This is a genomic window from Amaricoccus tamworthensis (assembly GCF_049800875.1).
Classification (GTDB): Bacteria; Pseudomonadota; Alphaproteobacteria; order Rhodobacterales; family Rhodobacteraceae; genus Amaricoccus; species Amaricoccus tamworthensis.
Genome location: NZ_JBNAFV010000009.1, coordinates 107753 through 126361, shown reverse-complemented (window position 1 = coordinate 126361; position 18609 = coordinate 107753). Strand labels below are relative to the sequence as shown.

At 60.0% G+C, this 18609-nt stretch carries 13 protein-coding genes; 8 read left to right on the top strand and 5 right to left on the bottom strand.

What is annotated here, in order from left to right:
- Nucleotides 1-49 precede the first annotated feature (49 nt).
- From ACP15P_RS14750 to ACP15P_RS14740, 3 genes are read left to right on the top strand one after another with little or no spacing between them, the layout of a single operon-like run.
- Nucleotides 50-3895: an FkbM family methyltransferase gene (locus ACP15P_RS14750; protein WP_424929242.1), complete on the top strand. Its 3846-nt coding sequence runs from the start codon at nucleotides 50-52 to the stop codon at nucleotides 3893-3895.
- Nucleotides 3892-4893 (top strand): hypothetical protein, encoded by a 1002-nt coding sequence (locus ACP15P_RS14745; RefSeq protein ID WP_424929241.1) that lies wholly within the window; start codon nucleotides 3892-3894, stop codon nucleotides 4891-4893. Before ACP15P_RS14750 ends, ACP15P_RS14745 begins: the two co-directional genes overlap by 4 nt.
- Before the next feature lie 11 nt (nucleotides 4894-4904).
- A complete protein-coding gene (locus ACP15P_RS14740) occupies nucleotides 4905-5798 on the top strand; it encodes a glycosyltransferase family 2 protein (protein WP_424929240.1) in 894 nt (297 codons plus the stop codon).
- A 7-nt stretch (nucleotides 5799-5805) separates the two neighbouring features.
- Here ACP15P_RS14740 and ACP15P_RS14735 read toward each other — a convergent pair whose 3' ends face one another.
- The 5 genes from ACP15P_RS14735 to ACP15P_RS14715 form a co-directional block, all read right to left on the bottom strand.
- Nucleotides 5806-8205: a putative bifunctional diguanylate cyclase/phosphodiesterase gene (locus ACP15P_RS14735; protein ID WP_424929239.1), complete on the bottom strand. Its 2400-nt coding sequence runs from the start codon at nucleotides 8203-8205 to the stop codon at nucleotides 5806-5808.
- A gap of 225 nt (nucleotides 8206-8430) precedes the next feature.
- The gene (locus ACP15P_RS14730) at nucleotides 8431-9243 is read right to left on the bottom strand and encodes an ABC transporter permease (RefSeq protein ID WP_424929238.1); all 813 of its coding nucleotides are present in this window, start codon (nucleotides 9241-9243) and stop codon (nucleotides 8431-8433) included.
- On the bottom strand, nucleotides 9240-10136 hold the full coding sequence (locus ACP15P_RS14725) for an ABC transporter permease subunit (protein ID WP_424929237.1): 897 nt from the start codon (nucleotides 10134-10136) through the stop codon (nucleotides 9240-9242). The genes ACP15P_RS14730 and ACP15P_RS14725 overlap by 4 nt, the downstream gene beginning before the upstream one ends.
- 11 nt (nucleotides 10137-10147) lie before the next feature.
- Nucleotides 10148-11287 carry an ABC transporter ATP-binding protein gene (locus ACP15P_RS14720; RefSeq protein WP_424929236.1) on the bottom strand — a complete coding sequence of 380 codons (1140 nt, stop codon included), beginning with the start codon at nucleotides 11285-11287 and terminating at the stop codon, nucleotides 10148-10150.
- Between the two features lie 69 nt (nucleotides 11288-11356).
- Nucleotides 11357-12436, bottom strand: coding sequence for a polyamine ABC transporter substrate-binding protein (locus ACP15P_RS14715; RefSeq protein ID WP_424929235.1), 1080 nt, complete (start codon nucleotides 12434-12436; stop codon nucleotides 11357-11359).
- Between the two features lie 104 nt (nucleotides 12437-12540).
- On the opposite strand from ACP15P_RS14715, the gene ACP15P_RS14710 reads away from it, so the two are divergent.
- Genes ACP15P_RS14710 through ACP15P_RS14690 form a run of 5 tightly spaced genes read left to right on the top strand, consistent with a single transcriptional unit; the run spans nucleotide 12541 to nucleotide 18609 of the window.
- Nucleotides 12541-13200, top strand: a complete 660-nt coding sequence (locus ACP15P_RS14710) for a GntR family transcriptional regulator (RefSeq protein WP_424929234.1) — start codon at nucleotides 12541-12543, stop codon at nucleotides 13198-13200.
- Between the two features lie 44 nt (nucleotides 13201-13244).
- Complete coding sequence (locus tag ACP15P_RS14705; RefSeq protein ID WP_424929233.1) at nucleotides 13245-14633, top strand: glutamine synthetase family protein; 1389 nt, start codon at nucleotides 13245-13247, stop codon at nucleotides 14631-14633.
- Entirely contained in the window at nucleotides 14633-15934 is a 1302-nt protein-coding gene (locus tag ACP15P_RS14700) for an NAD(P)/FAD-dependent oxidoreductase (RefSeq protein ID WP_424929232.1), read from the top strand. The genes ACP15P_RS14705 and ACP15P_RS14700 overlap by 1 nt, the downstream gene beginning before the upstream one ends.
- Before the next feature lie 18 nt (nucleotides 15935-15952).
- The gene (locus ACP15P_RS14695; RefSeq protein ID WP_424929231.1) at nucleotides 15953-17302 is read left to right on the top strand and encodes a glutamine synthetase family protein; all 1350 of its coding nucleotides are present in this window, start codon (nucleotides 15953-15955) and stop codon (nucleotides 17300-17302) included.
- Nucleotides 17302-18609, top strand: a complete 1308-nt coding sequence (locus ACP15P_RS14690) for an NAD(P)/FAD-dependent oxidoreductase (RefSeq protein WP_424929230.1) — start codon at nucleotides 17302-17304, stop codon at nucleotides 18607-18609. The genes ACP15P_RS14695 and ACP15P_RS14690 overlap by 1 nt, the downstream gene beginning before the upstream one ends.

The window sequence follows — 18609 nt, the reverse complement described above, 5'->3', positions numbered from 1 at the left end:
CCGGGATCAGCGCGGCACTTAAGATTTCCATCCATCCGGAACCAGTAAAATGACAGATGAGAGCCAGGTGCAGGACAGTGGCGAAGCCGGTGAGGCGGACGAAAAGCCGACCAGAGCCGAAGTCAGTTCACGGCAGATGGACCCGTTCCTCGAAAAGATAGAGCCGTTTTTCTGGTACAAGCCGATCAACTACGTGGATGTTGGTGCGCACCAGGGCAATACCTTTGCGCGGCTGGTTGAGGCTGGCTTCCGCATCCGTGAGGCGCATCTGGCGGAGCCGAACCCGGAGAACTACGCGATCCTGTCGGAGACGGTCGCTGGGCTTGGGATGGCGGACCGCGTGACCTGTCATCAGCGCGCGGTGGGCGCCGAGCCTGGAGTTCTGCGGATGAGCGGTGCGGATGTGATGGCCCGTGTGGTTCAGAACGACGCGGGTGCGCGGGATACGATTGAGGTTGAATCCGTTACTCTCGACCAGATCGTGGACAGTCTGAACGTCCCGGCGATTGATCTGCTGAAAATCGATGTTGAGGGCTATGAACTCGAGGTCCTGAAAGGGGCGGCCGACCTGCTTAAAAACGAGGTCGCCAACATGGTGTATATCGAGGTCGGCATGAACCCGGCCGGACACCGCCAGACCTGGTACCGCGACGTTGAGGATGTTTTGTCGGGATACGGCTACAGGCTGTTCCAGGTGTTTGAGCAAAAACACGAGTGGCCGGAAGACAGCCCGCTCCTGCGCCGGGCCAACATGGCCTTCATGAGCCGGAAATTTGCGGCCAGCCATTCCTGGTCGCTCTGCACCCGGATGTTTAAGCTCCATAAGGAAAACGCCGGTCTGAAGGATGATCTGGCGAAGGAGCATAAGGCCTATATCAAGGACAAGAAGAAGTTCCGCGCCGAGATTGAGGAACTTCAGGAAGACATCCAAGCCGTCAAAAAGCGTAAGGCCGGAGCGGATGAACAGATTGAGCAGCTTGGCGGCGATCTCGGTAAAGCACGCAACCGGATCGAAACCCTGAAGTCGGAAACGCATTCGCTGAAGGAGAGCCTTGAGGCGGCTGCAGAGGTTGAGGAGCGTCTGAAGCGGATGGAGGATCAGCACAAAAAGCTGATCCGTCATACCGAGGCCCTGGAACGGCAGTATGTGGGGCTGCTGAACAGCACGTCGTGGCGCGCGATGGCACCCGTTCGGGGGGTGATCCGTAGGGTAAAAGGAAGAAGCGCGCCCAAAGTGATTGCGCCGAAACTGATTGGCAAATCCAGCGGAAAGAGCGGCCCGAAGCCCATATCCAGGGGCAGCACGATCCGGCGCATTGCGGAAAAGGCGAGCAAGAGAATGCCGCACCGCATGGTCAATGCCGGCAAGGATCTGATCCGGCGAAAAAGTGACATCTATGCCCGCCGGGCGGTGTCGCACACGCGGCTTAAACTTTTGAACCACGGTTTTCAGGACAAGGGCCTGGAGGATCTTCGGTCACAGTTTGAAAATGGGGCCAACCGGCACATAAGGCGTTTTGCCGGTTTTGAACTGGCGGCCTGGCATGCCAACCGTTATGCGCCGGAAAACGCGCGGGAATGCCTGGACATACTCGGCAAAATCGAGGGCAGCTTCAAAAAGAACAGCCCGGAAACCCGTTGGATCGCGGTTCTGCGGGCTGAGAGCTGGGAAATTCTCGGCAAGCCTGATCGCGCGCGTCAGGTTCTGGAAGCGGAACTGCGCCGGCGCAAGCATGCGGATCTTTATCTGGGTCTGTGCCATCTTCAGGATACGCCTGAAAAAGGTCTGGCAATGTTGAACGCGGCGATGAAGCTGCATGGGCTGGCGGAAATTTCGCTTGATGAGGCTGGCAAAGGCACCCGGTATGACGGTCTTCATGCGGTGGATGACCGCAGGGCGACCAAGGGTAAGTCCACGGATGCGCCGAAGGTTACCGTGATTGTACCGGCCTATAACGCTGCTGACATGATCGGGACGACATTGGATTCGCTCACGGCGCAAACCTGGGCAAACCTTGAAATACTCGTGTCCGACGACTGCAGTACGGATGGCATGGCCGATGTTGTTCTGGAATACGCGAAAAGGGATCCACGGATCCGGCTGATTTCGGGGGAAAGAAATTCAGGTCCGTATGTGGCGCGGAACACGGCCCTGAAACAGGCAACGGGCGATTTTATCACCTGTAACGACTCCGACGACTGGTCGCATCCGGACAAGATCGCGATCCAGGTGGAGCATTTGATTAGCGAGCCAAAAATCATCGCCAATACGTCACAGCAGGCGCGGGCGAGTGAGGATCTGCGGTTCTTCCGGCGGGGCAATCCGGGCTTTTACATGCAGCCGAACATGTCCTCGCTGATGTTCCGGCGGAAACCGGTGATGGACAAGCTGGGCTACTGGGACAATGTCCGCTTTGCCGCGGATTCCGAGTTCACCCGGCGACTGAAGAAAATCTTTGGCAAACCGGCGCTTGTTGATCTGGAAACCGGTCCGCTGTCCTTTCAGCGGCAGACCGATGGATCGCTGACGGGGCTGAGCGATTTTGGATATCAGGGTTACAAGATGGGCGCGCGCAAGGCCTATGAGGATGCGCTGATCCCTTGGCACAACCGGGCCAAAAATCTGCGTATCGGGTTTCCACAGAAGCGGCGCCCTTTCCCGATCCCCGAGCCGATGCGGCCGGTACGTGAGGTTGCGAAGGGTCAGCCCCGCCACTTTGATGTGGTGATGGTTTCCGACTTCCGGATGCCTGGTGGCACCAGCATGTCGAACCTGGAGGAGATTAAGGCTCATAAACGCATGGGCCTGCGCACCGGTCTGGTTCAGCTTGGTCACTATGAAATGAACCCCACGCGCCTTATGCATCCGGCGATCGCCAAAATGGTGGACGGGGATGAGGTGGATTTCCTGGTCAAGGGTGAGGTCATCGACTGTGACCTGCTGATTGTTCGGTTCCCCTGGATCCTCAGCGAGTTCCAGATCCATGTTCCTACGGTCCGGGCCAAGGATGTCCGCGTGATCGTGAACCAGCCGCCCAAGCGGGATTATGGCGAGGACACGCCCAACGGATATGAGTTTCAGACCTGTCGCAGGAATATGGAACGGTATTTCGGCTCGTCCGGTACGTGGCATCCCATCGGGCCACTGGTGCGGGAGGCCATGGTGAAGCACCACGGCGGAGAGATGGAAGGCATCGTTCTGAGCGAAAGTGACTGGACCAACATCATTGACGTTGACGAATGGAAGCGTTCAGCGGAGCCAAAAAATCCGAAGGGCCGTATCCGGATCTGCCGCCATTCCCGTGACCAGTATGTCAAATGGCCGTCCGACCGCGAGACTCTGCTGAAAATCTATCCCGATGATCCGGAATTTGAGATTCATGTCCTCGGTGGTGCGAAGACCCCGAGAGAGGTGCTCGGCGGACGTTTGCCTTCGAATTGGAAGGTGACGGAGTTCGGGAAAAAGGATCCTGCCGAATTCCTGCGCAATTTCGACGTGTTCGTCTATTACACGCATCCCGACTGGATCGAGTCTTTTGGCCGTGTTATTTTCGAGGCGATGGCGGTTGGATTGCCGGTGGTTTTGCCGCCGGTGTACAAACCGCTTTTCCAGGATGCGGCCGTCTATGCTGAACCCCATGAGGTTATTGGCAAGGTGCGCGAATTGATGGGCAATGACGTTCTCAGGGCGCGGCAGGTGGCCCGGGCGCTGGAGTTGGTTGAGCACCGTTTCGGATACCAAAGCCACGCCAACCGGGTGGGCGCGATCATTGGCCGTGAGCTGACAACCTCGCCGGGCGATATCGAAGGCGCGGACGAGGTTGAAATGGACGGCCTCGAAACCGTGGAGAAAAAGCCTGTGCCTGAAATGGTAACGGCAGGAGCGGCCGAGTGACGATTGTACTTCATATCGGGATGCAGAAAACCGCGAGCACCTCGATCCAGAGAACCATGACCCGGACGCCGCGATGGGGAAACAGCCGATATATCAAGCTGGATCTTTCCAACTCGAACAGCCTTCACACCAACTACAAGGACGGCAAAAGGAAGACGTTCGAGAAGGGTGTTGCGGAACTGGTCCGCGCGGTGGGGCAGGATGCCGATCCGGCCATGAACCACGTGATCTCTTCGGAGAACCTGCCGATGTTGCCGGCGGATGGGGTTGAGTATCTGCTGACTGAACTGGCCCGCACCGGCCAGCGTATCAGGGTCGTGACCTATGTGCGCAAACCGGTCAGCTTTATGGAGAGCATGTTCCAGCAGCGGTTGAAGCGCAGACTTTTGGCCGATGATGACGTCCGGCAGGTCTATCCGCAGTACCGGCGAAAATTCGGGACCTACGAGAAGATGGCGGAGACGCTGGACCTTTCCGTGGAATACTGGCCGTTCCTGCCGAAGGAGATGGAGCATGGCTGCGTCGTGCGGGATTTCGGGCGACGGATCGGATCGCCCATCCGTGCTGAGGATGTGGTGCAGGACAATTTTGGGCTGTCCCAGCCGGCCCTGTCGCTGCTCTACAACTACCGCTCAGAAGTGGAAAAGCAGGAGAGCAAGTCGGAAAAGGGGCGCATGGTGAAACGGCTTGCGAAGCTGACAGGGCCGAAGCTGCGGTTTCATTCAGATCTGGTTGCGCCGATCCTCGACAAATACCGCAGTGACATTGAGTGGATGGAAACGCGGCTGGGGGTGAGCCTTGAGGAGCGTCCGGCTGCTGATGACGATCCGGCGGCGATCCGTGCGGTTTCCGATCTTGGCAAGGTTCATCCCGACACCGTCTCCTGGCTGATGAGGGAGGTCGGTGTCACATGGAAAAAGAATGGTGAGCCTACGGGTAAGCAGCTGGCACGGTGGACCGGTCAGTTGATGCGCAAATCCGAAACGGTTTCGGCCTAGGGCGGTCCGGATTGGACACTCCGTCCGGGAACCATGGCGGCGGAGACGGTCCGCTGGTTTCGGTGATCGTGCCGGTTTATCGACAGTGGCATCTTGTGCCGCTGCTGCTGGACGGGCTGCGACGCCAGACGTTTGACGCGGTCCGGTTTGAGATCCTTCTCATTGACAATGAGCCTGGAGCGCGGCGCCCGCAGGTGGATTTGCCTCACAATGCCCGGATTTTGGAATGTGCCGCACCGGGGGCTTATGCCTCACGCAATGTCGGAATTGGCGCGGCGCGCGGGCAATTGCTGGCCTTCACAGACGCCGACTGTCGTCCGAAGCCGCAATGGCTGGCCGCTCTGGTGGGGGCATGGGAACAGGCGGGCGATGGCATGTTTGCCGGCCCTGTGGATCTCGTTTGTGACTCCGAAAGGCCAAACCGGTATGAGGTTTATGATCTGTTCAGGGGCATTCCGCAGGCACGTTACGTGCGCAACGGTTACGCGGCCACGGCGAACCTGATGATGCCCAAGGCTCTCGTGGAGCGGTTGGGCGGGTTTGACGTCACCCGCATGTCCGGCGGTGACAGTGATCTTACCCTGAGGGCGACGCGCTCGGGGATTTCCCTGTCTCTGGTTGAGGATGCGGTGGTTGAGCATCCGACCCGTGACGACTGGGAAGCTGCCGCCACCAAGGCGCGACGGGTCAAGGGCGGGCAGCTGACCGCGGGTCCGTATTCGCGTCGGTTGAAGTGGTTCCTGCGGACGCTGACACCGCCGGTCCGGGCAATGGTGCGGTATCTGCGCATGGACCGGCCGTGGCGGCAGAAGGGACAGGCGATCCTGGTTCTGTATCAGTTGTGGTTTGTGGAGCTTTGGGAGATGGGACGGCTGTTGCTCGGCGGGTCGCCGGAGCGGAAGTAGGGGTGGCTCAGGCGACCTCGATGCCGCCGGGGAGTTCGTTTGAGGTTTCCTGGACCTGTTTGTTGAGCAGTTCCAGAATGCGGCGTTGGGACATGGGGCGGTGGAAGGCGTAGCCCTGGGCCATTTCGAAATTGGCGTTTTGCAGGGCGCTGATCTCCTCCTTGGTTTCGACACCCTCGGCCACGACCCTGAATCCGTTGACGCTGGCGAGTGCGCGGGTGGCGTTGATGATGATCTTGTTGCTGTCGATCGTGTCGCAGTTGCCCACGAGGGCGCGGTCGATTTTGACGATGTCGGAGGGGTACATGCCCAGGTGGCTGAGGGAGGAGTAGCCGGTGCCGAAATCGTCAATGGCGATCTGAACGCCGGCCTCGCGCAATGTGGTGAGGTTGGCCTGCACGGTTTCGCTGTTGCGCAGGATCTCGGAGTCGGTGACTTCCAGCCACAGGCGGTTGGCTGAAAGACCAGCGCGGTCGAGGATCTTTCTGACGCAGTCGGCCATGTTGCTGCGCTGCAGGTCGGCGGAGTTGATGTTGACCGAGACGAAGCCGCTGTTGGGCCAGCGCTGCGCGTGTTCGGCGGCATAGCCCAGAACGTATTTCAGGAGGGCCGGACCCTTGCCCTCCGCCTGCGCGATTTCGACAATTTTCTCCGGGGAGATGGCCTTGAAGAGCGGGTGCTGCCAGCGGACGAGGGCCTCAGCCCCGATGATGGCGCGGGTATCCAGTTCCACAATGGGCTGGAACTCCACGGACAGGTGACCCTCCCGGATGGCCGTGCCTATGTCGTTGGCGAGTACTCGGCCCTTGCGGACTTCCGCACCGATGGTTTCGTCGTAAATGCGGACTTTTTGTTTACCGTGGGATTTCGCTAGGTAGAGGGCGCGGTCGGCCTTGAGCTCCAGTTCGCGCAGGCCGCTTTCGCGGCCGTCGGCCACGCTGATGCCGATGCAGCAGGATATGGGAATCTCGGCGTCGCCGCAGCGGAAGCTGTAGTTGAGGCCGTCCATCAGCCGGTCGGCCCAGTCCAGTTCGCGGGTCTGCTGGTCGACATGCAGAAGGGCTACAAACTCGTCACCGCCCTTGCGGGCAAGGACGGCATTTGGGGGCAGCTGATGTTCGAGACGGCTGGCCATGGTTTCGATGAGCAGATCACCGACCGCGTGGCCGAAATTGTCGTTCACGGTTTTCAGGTTGTCCGCGTCGACAAACAGAAACAGGGTTTTGACCGGCTTGCGGATGGAGGTTTCCAGCATCTCATTCGCCTGGCGGCAGAACTCGTTGTAGTTCAACAGCCCGGTCATCGTGTCGCGGGTGGCGAGCATGTGGACCTTCTCGCGGGCCTGGACCTCGGTTGTGACGTCCTTGATGTAGCCGTAATATCCCAGGGGTAAACCGTTCTGGTCCGCCTGGGCGCGACCCACGAGTTTGAGCACGACGCCATGGCCGGTGCGGAAGAAGACACGGAAATTCGAACCGGACTCCGGTCTCAGGCTGCGCAGGCTCGACAGGGCGCAGGAACTGCGGTCGTCGGTTGGTGTGGCATCCGCGTGGTCGATCAGTTCGATCAGGTTGGTTTCAGCGCAGTCATCCGTCGGCAGGCCGAGCATTTTGCGCAGCGGACCGGGTTTGGTCTTCAGGTTCAGGGTGCTGTCGCAGCGCCAGAGATACTGGCCCTCCTGGTCCTGGTAGGTGTCGAGCAGGAGATTCACGATGTCGCGCTGGCGCTCGGCCTCCAGCTTTCCGACCAGTTCGGAGAGGAACATGCCCGTATGCCGGCGTGCCGAATGAAGGATCACGGCGGCAAAGGCGGTGATGACCATTCCAAACGGCAGGGGGGGCAGAACGCCGGGTATGACCAGGGCAAGGAACGAGGCAACACAAAGGATCGAGGTGTAGAACACGCTGGCCAGCGGCACCGGATAGAGGGCGATCGCACCGCCGGAGATCATCCCGGCGGTGACCGCGCTGATGAAGGCGACCTCCACGGGGTTGCCGTCGGGCAGAATGGCGGCGGCCGGATAGCACCAGATCACCGAGAGGATCATCGAGGACAGCATGATCTTGCCCGGAGCCCTGACGGTCGCGGTTTCACGGTCATCAAATTTCCGAAAACGGCGGGCATTCATCAGGCCGTTTACCGCAAAAACCATGACCACCAGCATCCAGGTGATGGATGCGGCCCGGAGTGCGCCCAGGTGAAGTTCTAGTACAATCAGAGCAAGCGCATTGAAGATGTTGGCCAGCATCATGGGCCGGGACGTGGCAATAATGGCGTTCAGCTGGGCTTTACGGATAAAGCCCAGGCGGTCATTAAGCTGTTCGGTCAGTTCTTCCGGTCCACTGTTCTCCAGCATGCGCAGGGTCACGCGGTCGGAAGCCCACCCCAGTAAATGCACAAGTCCCATAGGGACTCCTCCGGTAAATCAATTGTTAAGGTGATTAAGTCGGGTCGGTTAACAGGGTATTAACGTATCCAACACTTCGTTAACCCAGGCGAAAACCCGCCAGTTCGACAGTTGTTTGATAGTATTCAACAGTTCCCACTGTGCCGCCAGACGCCTTTTGAGCGCCTGACGGATACGTAGCGGTGAATGTGGAGCGGGTTCCGTGGCGGCCGGGGAGGGATTCGCCTAGCCGGCGGCGTTTCGTTCCTGCTGTCGCTGGAGCGCGATTGCGCGTTTGGAGGTCACGGAGGCAACCAGTACGCCCACTGTGACGAGGCCAATGATGATGGTCGAGAGTGCGTTGATCTCCGGACTGACGCCGAGACGCACGGAGGAGTAAATCTTGATCGGCAGCGTTGTGGAGGATGGGCCGGAGGTGAAGGACGCGATCACCAGGTCATCGAGCGACAGGGTGAAGGCGAGCAGCCAGCCGGATATGACTGCGGGGGCGATGATCGGCAGGGTCACGCTTTTGAAGGCGTCCCAGCCGGTGCAGCCGAGGTCATAGGCGGCTTCCTCAAGGGATTCGTCGAAACTGGCCATGCGCGAGGACACCACGACGGAAACGTAGCACATGGAGAAGGTCGCGTGGGCGAGCACGATGGTGAACACGCCGCGCTCAAGGCCAATGGCGATAAACAGGAGCAGAAGGGACAGGCCCGTGATGACCTCTGGCATGACGAGCGGGGCATAGATCATGCCGGAAAACAGCGTTCGCCCAAAGAAGCGGCCGGAGCGGACCAGAACGAAAGCCGCCATGGTGCCGAGGACGGTGGCGATGGTGGACGATATCACCGCCACTTTCAGCGTCACCCAGGCGGCATCGAGGAAGGCCTCGTTTCGCAGGAGTTCCCCGTACCACTGGGTTGAGAAGCCAGCCCAGACGGTCACAAGTTTGGAGGCGTTGAAGCTGTAGATCACCAGGATCAGGATCGGGATGTAGAGAAACGCGAACCCGAGTGTGAGGGAGATGGTGTTGAACCAGGTAAACCGTCTCATTTCGCGGCCTCCCTCTGTTTCTGTTCGTTGCGCTGGAACAGGATGATCGGAACCACCAGGATCAGCAGCAGGATGATCGCGACGGCGGAGGCAACGGTCCAGTCACGGTTGGAGAAGAATTCCTCCCACAGCACTTTGCCGATCATCAGCGTGTCCGAGCCGCCAAGCAGTGAGGGGATCACGAACTCACCGAGCGCCGGGATGAAGACGAGGAAACAGCCCGCGATGATGCCCGGTTTCGCGAGGGGCAGCGTCACCAGCCAAAAGGCGGAGATGCGCGTGCACCCGAGATCCTCGGCGGCTTCAAGCAGGGAGCCGTCTAGTTTCTCCAGCGTCGCGTAAATGGGCAGGATCATAAAGGGCAGGTAGGTGTAGACGATGCCGATATAGACCGCCGTCGTGGTGTTCAGGATAACCAGTGGGTCCGAAATCAGGCCGGTCCAGATCAAAAACTGGTTCAGCAGCCCCTCATTGGAGAGAATGCCCATCCAGGCGTAAACGCGGATCAGAAAGCTGGTCCAGAAAGGCAGGATCACCAGCATCATCAGGCTCGGGCGCCATTCCTCAGGCGCACTTGCCATGCCGTAGGCGATGGGAAAACCGACGAGCAGGGTCAGAACGGTGGAGATCGCCGCGATTTTCAGGCTGGAGAGATATGCCGTGTAGTAGAGTGGATCATCGGCCAGGAACGCGTAGTTTTCGAAATCGAGGCTGCCGAGGTAGTCCTTGATGCCCTCCCATCCGGCGGACAGATCGAACTTGGGCGAATAGGGCGGAATGGAAATGTCGTAATCCGACAGGGAAATCTTGAGAACGATCAGAAACGGGATCAGGAAAAGGACCAAAAGCCAGAGATACGGTATTCCAATCAGCAGGCGGCGTGAAAGGTTCATGTCCCTCACCTTCAGTTGGGCAGAATGAGACCGGCGGTGTCAGACCAGGACAGCCAGACCGTATCATACCAGGTGATGCCGCGCCGGGATATGCGACGGTTGTTGGCGGCCTGCGCCTTGACGAGCGTGCCGTCGGCCAGACGCACGTGATAGGTCGACATGTTGCCGAGATAGGCGATGTCCTCAACCGTGCCCTGGACGCGGTTGTGCATGTCGGTGGGCTCGGTGGTGGCGATGGCGACTTTTTCCGGACGGACCACAAATGCGGCTTTGTCGGAGGTGGAGATGCCCTGGCCGCTCATGGCGCGGATGGGGCGGGCGCCCTCGGTCCACTGAAGTTCGGCCTTTTCCCCGTCGACTAGGCTGACCGATCCTTCGATGATGTTCACGTCCCCGATGAAGTCGGCGACATAGACGGAATTCGGGCTTTCGTAGATGCGGTCGGGGGTGGCGACCTGTTTGATGCGGCCCTCGTCCATCACCGCGATGCGGCTTGCCACCGTCATGGCCTCCTCCTGGTCGTGGGTCACGATGACGAAGGTTGTGCCGGTTTTTTCCTGGATGTCCATCAGCTCGAACTGGGTCTGCTGGCGGAGTTTCTTGTCGAGCGCGCCGAGCGGCTCGTCGAGCAGCAGGAGTTTCGGGGCCTTTGCGAGTGCGCGGGCGAGGGCCACGCGCTGGCGCTGGCCGCCGGAGAGCTGATGGGGTTTGCGCGAGGCAAATTTGGTGAGCTGCACGAGGCGCAGCATCTCGTCGACCCGGCCCTTGATCTCGGATTTGGGCATGGGCGAGCGTTTCAGCCCGAAGGCCAGGTTGTCCGCGACGGTCAGGTGCGGGAACAGGGCATAGGACTGGAACATCATGTTGACGGCGCGTTTGTTGGCCGGCACGCCCGCCATGTTTTTACCGTCAATGGTGATGGTGCCGCGGGTGGGGTCCTCGAAACCGGCGAGCATGCGCATGATCGTGGTTTTGCCACATCCGGACGGCCCGAGCAGGGCGAAAAACTCCCGCGGAAATATCTCAAGCTCTATATTGTCGATGGCGGTGAAACTGCCGAACTCTTTCGTCACACCGTTGAGATGTATCAGTGGCACGGCGTCCGGTTCGGTCCAGGGCGCAAAAACCGCGGGTGCTGCTGTGGCGTTCATTCGATCCCCCATACTCCCCAAAATGAAAGCGCCCGGAAAACCGGTTCCGGGCGCTTTGTATGTCGCAGGTCAGGTGCCGGACTTTACCTTGGTCCACATCCGGGTGACCGTGCGCTGTACCTTTGGCCCATAGGGCGTCTGGGTGTAGAGGTTCTGGAGGGTTTCCTCATTTGGATAAATGGCCGGGTCACCGATCACGTCCTCGGCAAGGAATTCCTGGGAGGCCTTGTTGCCGTTGGCGTAGTAGACGTAGTTGGATGCGGCAGCCATGTTTTCGGCATCCATGATGAAGTTGAGGAAGGCGTGGGCACCTTCGGGGTTCGGGGCATCGACCGGGATGGCCATCTGGTCAAACCACATCAGCGCGCCCTCGACAGGAGCGTGATAGAGAATGTCCACACCGTTATCCGCTTCAATGGCGCGGTCGCGGGCCTGGAGGATGTCACCGGACCAGCCGAAGGCCACGCAGATCTCACCATTGGCCAAAGCGTTGATGTATTCCGAGCTGTGATACTTGCGCACGTAGGGTTTCACGGCGGACAGAACGGGCTCGGCCTTGGCGATGGTTTCGGCATCCTGGGAGTCCGGATCCTCGCCAAGATAGGCGAGAGCGGCCGGGATCATTTCGGTTGGGGCATCGAGGAAATAGACGCCGCAATCTGCGAGTTTTTCCATATTGGCGGGGTCAAAGACCAGTGCCAGCGAGTCGATCGGGGCGTCCTCGCCCAGTACCTCCGCGACCTTGCCCGCGTTAACGCCGATGCCGGTGGTGCCCCACATGTAGTTGATGGAATAGGCGTTGTCCGGGTCGTATTTTTCCGTGCGTTCCTGGATCACGTCCCAGAGGTTGTCCTTGTTAGGCAGCCGGGAATCGTCGAGCTTCTGGAAAGCACCGGCCTGGATCTGGCGCTGCAGGAAGGTGCCGGTAGGGACAACGATGTCGTAGCCGGAGCTGCCTGCGAGCATCTTGGTTTCCAGGAGTTCATTGCTGTCAAACACGTCGTAGATAAGCTTCAGACCGGTTTCGGCCTCGAACTTCTCCAGCAGTGACTCATCAATGTAGTCGGACCAATTGTAGACACGAACCTCCTGGGCCGTGGCGGAGGTGGCGGCGAGAAGGGCCGCCGTGAGGATAGTGGTGGTTTTCATCGTAGACTCCCTGTTTCCAGAATTTTTGATCAAAAGTTTGACAATTGCAAGAAATTAAATTTATGCTCGTTTGAACGGGTACGGATCGCGTGCCGGGGGAAACCATGAACATGATGACAGTGACGAGGAAGATCCCGGAACACCAGGCCGTTTACGAACGCGTCCGGGACATGATCCTGTTGGGCATGTTCTCTCCGGGTGATGCGCTGACCATTCAGGGACTGGCCTCGCGCCTGGAGGTTGGGGTGACGCCGGTGCGCGAGGCCATCCGCAGGCTAACCGCGGAGCAGGCCCTGGAAACCCTTGGAAACCGGCGTGTGGCCGTTCCGGAAATGACCGCGGGCAGGCTGGAGGAAATCTACTTCCTTCGCATGCATGTGGAGCCGGAACTGACCCAGAGGGCGGCAAAAAACATTTCTACTCAACAGGTTGCGGATCTTCGGGAGATTGACCGGCAAATCGACGAGGCAATCGCTCTGGGGGATCCGGAGGCGTATCTGGAGCGCAACAACCTGTTCCACTTCACGATCTACCGCCTGGCCGGTTCCGCGATCCTGTTCCGCACGGTTCAGTCTCTTTGGGTCCAGGCCGGACCGGCACTTCGGGTTGTCTGCGGGCGGTACGGCACCGCCAATCTGCCGGACAAACACAGCACGCTGATGGATGCGCTTGAGCGCGGCGACGGCCCGGCGGCGGCGCAGTCGCTGCGCGAGGATCTCGAGCAGGGGCTGGATCTGGTGCGGGAATCCATTCGGGTCGACTGACAAATATGATCAAAAATTCATCAAAATTTCAGACGGAATGAACAATGGCTAAGCGCAGAAAAGTCACGGAACCGAGTTCATGGCTGGGCGACCTGCCGGGACCATTTCTCGATTACCTGGCCGGGCGGCGCCTGGAGGAGGTCGAGTGCATCATTCCCGATCTGGCGGGCACCTCCCGTGGTAAGGCGATGCCCTCCTACAAGTTTCGGCCTGAGGAGACGTTTTTCCTGCCGATCTCGCTCTTCTACCAGACCATCTCCGGCGAATACGTGAACATGGAGATCGACAACCAGTGGCTGGAGACCGATGTCGTACTGATCCCTGACATGTCGACGGCCACGGCGGTGCCCTGGGCGGATGATCCGACGCTGCAGATCATCTGCGACATGAAAACCCGCGACGGCGTTGAACTGGCGATTGCGCCGCGCAACGTGCTGCGGCGCATCGTTGGGCTCTATCACAAGATGGGCCTCTCGCCGGTGGTGGCACCGGAGATGGAGTTCTATCTCACAAAACCGAATATCGATCCCAATGAGCCGATCGAGCCGCCCGTCGGTCGCACGGGCCGTAAGGGGGCCAGCCGACAGGTCTATTCGATGTCGGCGGTGGATGAATACGGCCCGGTGATCGACACCATCTATGATTTTGCGGACGACCAGGGCCTTGAGATCGATACGGTGATCCAGGAGGGCGGTGCCGGACAGATCGAGATCAACCTTCAGCACGGCGATCCGCTGACACTTGCCGACCAGGTTTTCTACTTCAAGCGGACGATCCGTGAGGCCGCGCTGAAGAACGGGGTGTTTGCGACCTTTATGGCGAAACCCATCCGTGACGAGCCGGGCAGCGCGATGCATCTGCACCAGTCCGTGGTCGACATGAAAACGGGAAAGAACATCTTCTCAAACGAGGATGGCAGCGCGTCGGAGTCGTTCTACCATTTCATTGGCGGGTCGCAGAAATACCTGATGCAGGGGGTTCCGCTTCTGGCGCCCTACGTCAATTCCTACCGCCGCATTACGCGGGACGGGCAAAGCGCACCGTCCAATCTTGAATGGGCGTCTGATAACCGCACTACCGGCCTGCGCGTGCCGCAGTCAGAGGCCGATGCGCGACGGGTCGAGAACCGGGTGATCGGGATGGACTGCAACCCGTACCTGGCCATCGCGACATCGCTGGCCTGCGGGTATCTGGGTCTCGTGAACAGGGTCGAGCCGCGCCCGGCCGCCTTGAACGAGGTTTGGGAAACCGATGATGACCTTCCAGAGACCCTGAATGCGGCGCTAGACCGGTTTGAGGATGCGTCAGAACTGCGGTCGGTGCTCGGGGAGGAGTTCAGTCAGCTTTATTACGACATCAAGCAGGCCGAAAACGAGGAGTACCGTCGCGAAATCTCCCCGTGGGAACGCCAGCATCTGCTGTTGAATGTCTGATGGATCTTCTGACAGCAAATGACCGGATCGGGGAATACCCTGGATCCTTCTACGCCGGTGTAACCGAACACCTGGCGCCGTTTCCGCCTGCGGAAGGCGGGATCATCTGCGACGTCTGTATTGTGGGCGGCGGGTTTACCGGCCTGTCCTCGGCCCTGCATCTGGCGCAGCGGGGGTATAACGTGCGCCTCGTGGAGGCGCAGCGCGTGGGTTTTGGCGCATCGGGTCGCAATGGCGGCCAGGTGGGGCAGGGGCAGCGTCTTGAGCAGGATGAGCTTGAGGAGATGGTTGGCCCCGATCACGCCCGCGAATTGTGGCGGATCGGGATGCAGTCGGTGGAGCTTGTCCGGGAACTGGCCGCATCTGAGGAGATCAACACGCCGTTCCACCCGGGCATTGCCCATGCCGATCACCGCGAGCGCTATGTGGAGCACAGCCGGAAATATGTCGACCACCTGCGCGAGCACTACGGATATGAGCATGTCCGGTTTCTCGACCGGGACGAAATGCGCGAACAGGTGCGGTCCGACGCGTATTTTGGCGGAACGCTCGACACGCGCTCAGGGCATATAAATCCGCTCGCCTTCGCGTTGGGACTGGCGCGGAAGGCGGTGTCGGCCGGTGCGGTCATCCACGAGCGCAGCCGTGTGACGTGGCTCGACCAGGGGTCGAAACCCGTGGTGACAACGGAGACGGCACGGATCACGGCCGATCATGTGATCCTGGCCTGTAACGGATATCTCGGCGACCTGCAGGGCGATGTGGCGAACCGGGTCATGCCAATCAATAACTATATTGTCGCGACCGAGTCGTTGGGGCCCGATGGTCAGGAGAAGCTGATCCGCGACAATATCGCCGTGGCCGACAGCCGGTTCGTGGTGAACTACTTCCGGTTTTCCGATGATCACCGGCTGCTGTTCGGTGGCACGGAGAGCTACGACTGGAAGTTTCCGGCGGATATCGGCGCGATGGTGCGCCGGCCCATGACGCAGATCTTTCCACAGCTGGCGAATGTGCGGATCGATCAGGCCTGGGGCGGGACGCTCGGCATTACCATGAACCGCATGCCCCATTACGCGAGCTATGGCGGCAACATCCTCAGCATGTCCGGTTTCTCCGGGCATGGCGTGGCGATGGGAACGCTGTCGGGCCAGATCGCGGCGGAGATGATTTCAGGTCAGGCCGAGCGGTTTGACATTATGGCACGGGTGCCAAGCCCCCGGTTTCCCGGCGGTGTGAGACTGCGCAGGCCGCTCCTGGTGCTTGCTATGCTTTGGTACTCGTTGAGGGACAGGATTTAGTCAGCATGGAAACCTATCATGTCGGGTGATGATATTGCGGCCTTCATGGCGGAGCATCCGCAACTGAGGTCGGTAACGGTGGCGGTCTGCGACGTAAACGGCGCGTTTCGCGGCAAGCGTCTGCCCCTGGCTCAGATCGAGAAGATCGCGGATGGCGGGTTTCGGATGCCGCTGTCGGCCGTGACGCTGGACATCTGGGGCAGGGACATTGAGGGCAGCGCGCTCGTCTTCGCGTCCGGAGACGCGGACGGGGTGTGCAGCATGACCGGTCGCGGCGTTCTTCTGAGCACTTGGCTGAGCGAGCCGACCGCGATGATTCCCGTTTGGATGAACAGGGAGGACGGCTCGCCGTTTCCCATTGATCCGCGCCGGGCGCTGGCGATGGTTCTGGACCGGTATGCGGCCAAGGGGCTGCGCCCGGTGGTGGCGACGGAGCTTGAGTTTTATCTCACGGAACCCGGTGGCGAGCGGCCGCGACGCCCGAAATCGCCAATGACGGGGGAGCGGCTTCATTCCGATGAAATCCTCTCGGTCAGTGAACTGGACGGTTTTTCCGCGTTTCTCGACGACGTTTATGCGGCCTGCGCCATCCAGGACATACCGGTGGACTCGGCCATTTCCGAAGGGGGGGCGGGGCAGTTTGAGATCAATCTACTCCATACTGATGACCCGCTGAAAGCCGCGGACGATTCCGTTCTGTTCAAGCGCCTGGTGCGGGGTGTCGCGCGCAAGCACGGGTTTGCGGCGACGTTCATGGCCAAACCGTTTGGCGACGGGGCCGGCAACGGTATGCATGTGCATTTTTCGGTGCTCGATCGGGACGGCAACAACATCTTCGACAATGGTGGACCGGAGGGGTCACAGGCGCTGCTCCATGCGGTGGGGGGGCTCCTTGCGACGATGCATGAAAACACGCTGGTGTTTGCCCCGCACCAGAACAGCTACCGCCGCATCAGTCCCGGTTCCCACGCGCCGACCGGCGCCTCCTGGGGGTATGAAAACCGCACGGCGGCCATTCGCATTCCAGGCGGTGACAACAAAGCGCGTCGGATAGAGCACAGGCTCGCCGGAGCGGACGTGAACCCGTACCTTTCCATGGCGGCCATTCTGGGAGGTGCGCTGCTCGGGATGGAGCAGGAGATCGAACCATTGGAGCCGCTGACCGGGAATGCGTATGAGGCGGAAATACCCTCCCTGCCGCTCGACTGGCCGTCGGCAATTGCGGCGTTTGAGGAGGGGGAATACGCGTCCCAAATTTTTGATCCAAAACTGCAGCAGCTTTTCGCGCAGACAAAGCAGCAGGAACTCAAACGGTTTTCCGAAACCGTGACCCGGTTTGAATACCAGACCTATCTGGAGGTGGTGTGATGGCATCCGTGACGCAATATGCCGGCGACGGTCGGCACACGACAAGTTACTACGCGGCCTCCGCCAACCGCACGGAACTGCGTGAACCGCTGAGGGGCAGTCAGGAGTTTGACGTGTGCGTCGTCGGGGCCGGGTTCTCCGGCATTTCGACGGCGCTGCATCTGGCCGAAAAAGGCCACAACGTGGCGGTGGTCGAGGGCGCGCGCATCGGCTGGGGCGCGTCGGGCCGGAACGGCGGACAGATCGTCAACGGCCTGAACGCGTCGCTTCAGACCATTCGGCGCAGATACGGACAGGACACGGCATCCTTCGTGGCCGGAATGGTCATGGAGGGCGGTGATATCATCCGGGAGCGGGTGGTGACCTATGAAATCAAATGCGACCTGAAACCGACCAATGTGTTCACGGCCGTCACTTCGGCGCACATGCGCGAGCTGGAGGAACGGCTGGCTCTCTGGCGCGGATACGGCATCGAGACGCAGGAGATGATCGGAAAGGACCGGATCCGGGATTATGTCGGAACCGATTTCTATGCCGGTGGCATGATCGACCACGCCGGCGGTCACATGCATCCGCTGAACCTCGTTCTTGGTGAGGCGGATGCGTTTGAATCGCAGGGGGGCACGATCTTTGAGATGTCGATGGTGGAGTCGGTCGAGCTCGACGGCGCGCGGCCAAGGATCACGACGAAGGAAGGCTCCATCACCTGCCGCACGCTGGTTCTGTGTGGCAACGCCTATTTGGGCCATGTTGTTCGTGAACTGGAACCACGGGTGATGCCGGTATCCACCCAGGTCATGGCGACGGAGCCCCTGGGCGAGGACGTGGCGGCAAGGCTGCTGCCCACGGATACCTGCATTGAGGATATCCGTTACATTCTCGACTACTACCGGCTTTCCGCGGACAAGCGGCTGCTTTTTGGCGGCGGCACGGTCTACGGGGGGGCGGACCCTGCGGATATCGAATCCAAGCTGCGCAAAAACATGGACAGGGTGTTCCCGGAACTGGCTTCCGTGAAAATCGAATATGCCTGGAGCGGGAACTTCGCGCTGTCCTTCAGCCGTGTGCCTCAGATGGGGCGTCTGAATGACAACGTCTATTTTGCCCATGGCTATTCCGGGCATGGCGTGACGGGGTCGCATACCTTCGGGCGTATTCTGGCGGAGGCCATCAATGGTGACCGCAGCCGGTTTGACGTGTTCGAGAAAGTGCCGTGGATACCGTTCCCGGGCGGACGCATGTTCCGGGTGCCCTATTCCGTAGTGGGGTCGTGGTATTACGGACTGCGCGACAGGCTGGGGATCTGA

Coding starts and splice junctions, on each gene's coding strand:
- ACP15P_RS14750 (WP_424929242.1), top strand. CDS start 50: ATGACAGATGAGAGCCAGGTGCAGGACAGTGGCGAAGCCGGTGAGGCG.
- ACP15P_RS14735 (WP_424929239.1), bottom strand. CDS start 8,205: ATGGGACTTGTGCATTTACTGGGGTGGGCTTCCGACCGCGTGACCCTG.
- ACP15P_RS14730 (WP_424929238.1), bottom strand. CDS start 9,243: ATGAGACGGTTTACCTGGTTCAACACCATCTCCCTCACACTCGGGTTC.
- ACP15P_RS14725 (WP_424929237.1), bottom strand. CDS start 10,136: ATGAACCTTTCACGCCGCCTGCTGATTGGAATACCGTATCTCTGGCTT.
- ACP15P_RS14720 (WP_424929236.1), bottom strand. CDS start 11,287: ATGAACGCCACAGCAGCACCCGCGGTTTTTGCGCCCTGGACCGAACCG.
- ACP15P_RS14715 (WP_424929235.1), bottom strand. CDS start 12,436: ATGAAAACCACCACTATCCTCACGGCGGCCCTTCTCGCCGCCACCTCC.
- ACP15P_RS14710 (WP_424929234.1), top strand. CDS start 12,541: ATGAACATGATGACAGTGACGAGGAAGATCCCGGAACACCAGGCCGTT.
- ACP15P_RS14705 (WP_424929233.1), top strand. CDS start 13,245: ATGGCTAAGCGCAGAAAAGTCACGGAACCGAGTTCATGGCTGGGCGAC.
- ACP15P_RS14700 (WP_424929232.1), top strand. CDS start 14,633: ATGGATCTTCTGACAGCAAATGACCGGATCGGGGAATACCCTGGATCC.
- ACP15P_RS14695 (WP_424929231.1), top strand. CDS start 15,953: ATGTCGGGTGATGATATTGCGGCCTTCATGGCGGAGCATCCGCAACTG.
- ACP15P_RS14690 (WP_424929230.1), top strand. CDS start 17,302: ATGGCATCCGTGACGCAATATGCCGGCGACGGTCGGCACACGACAAGT.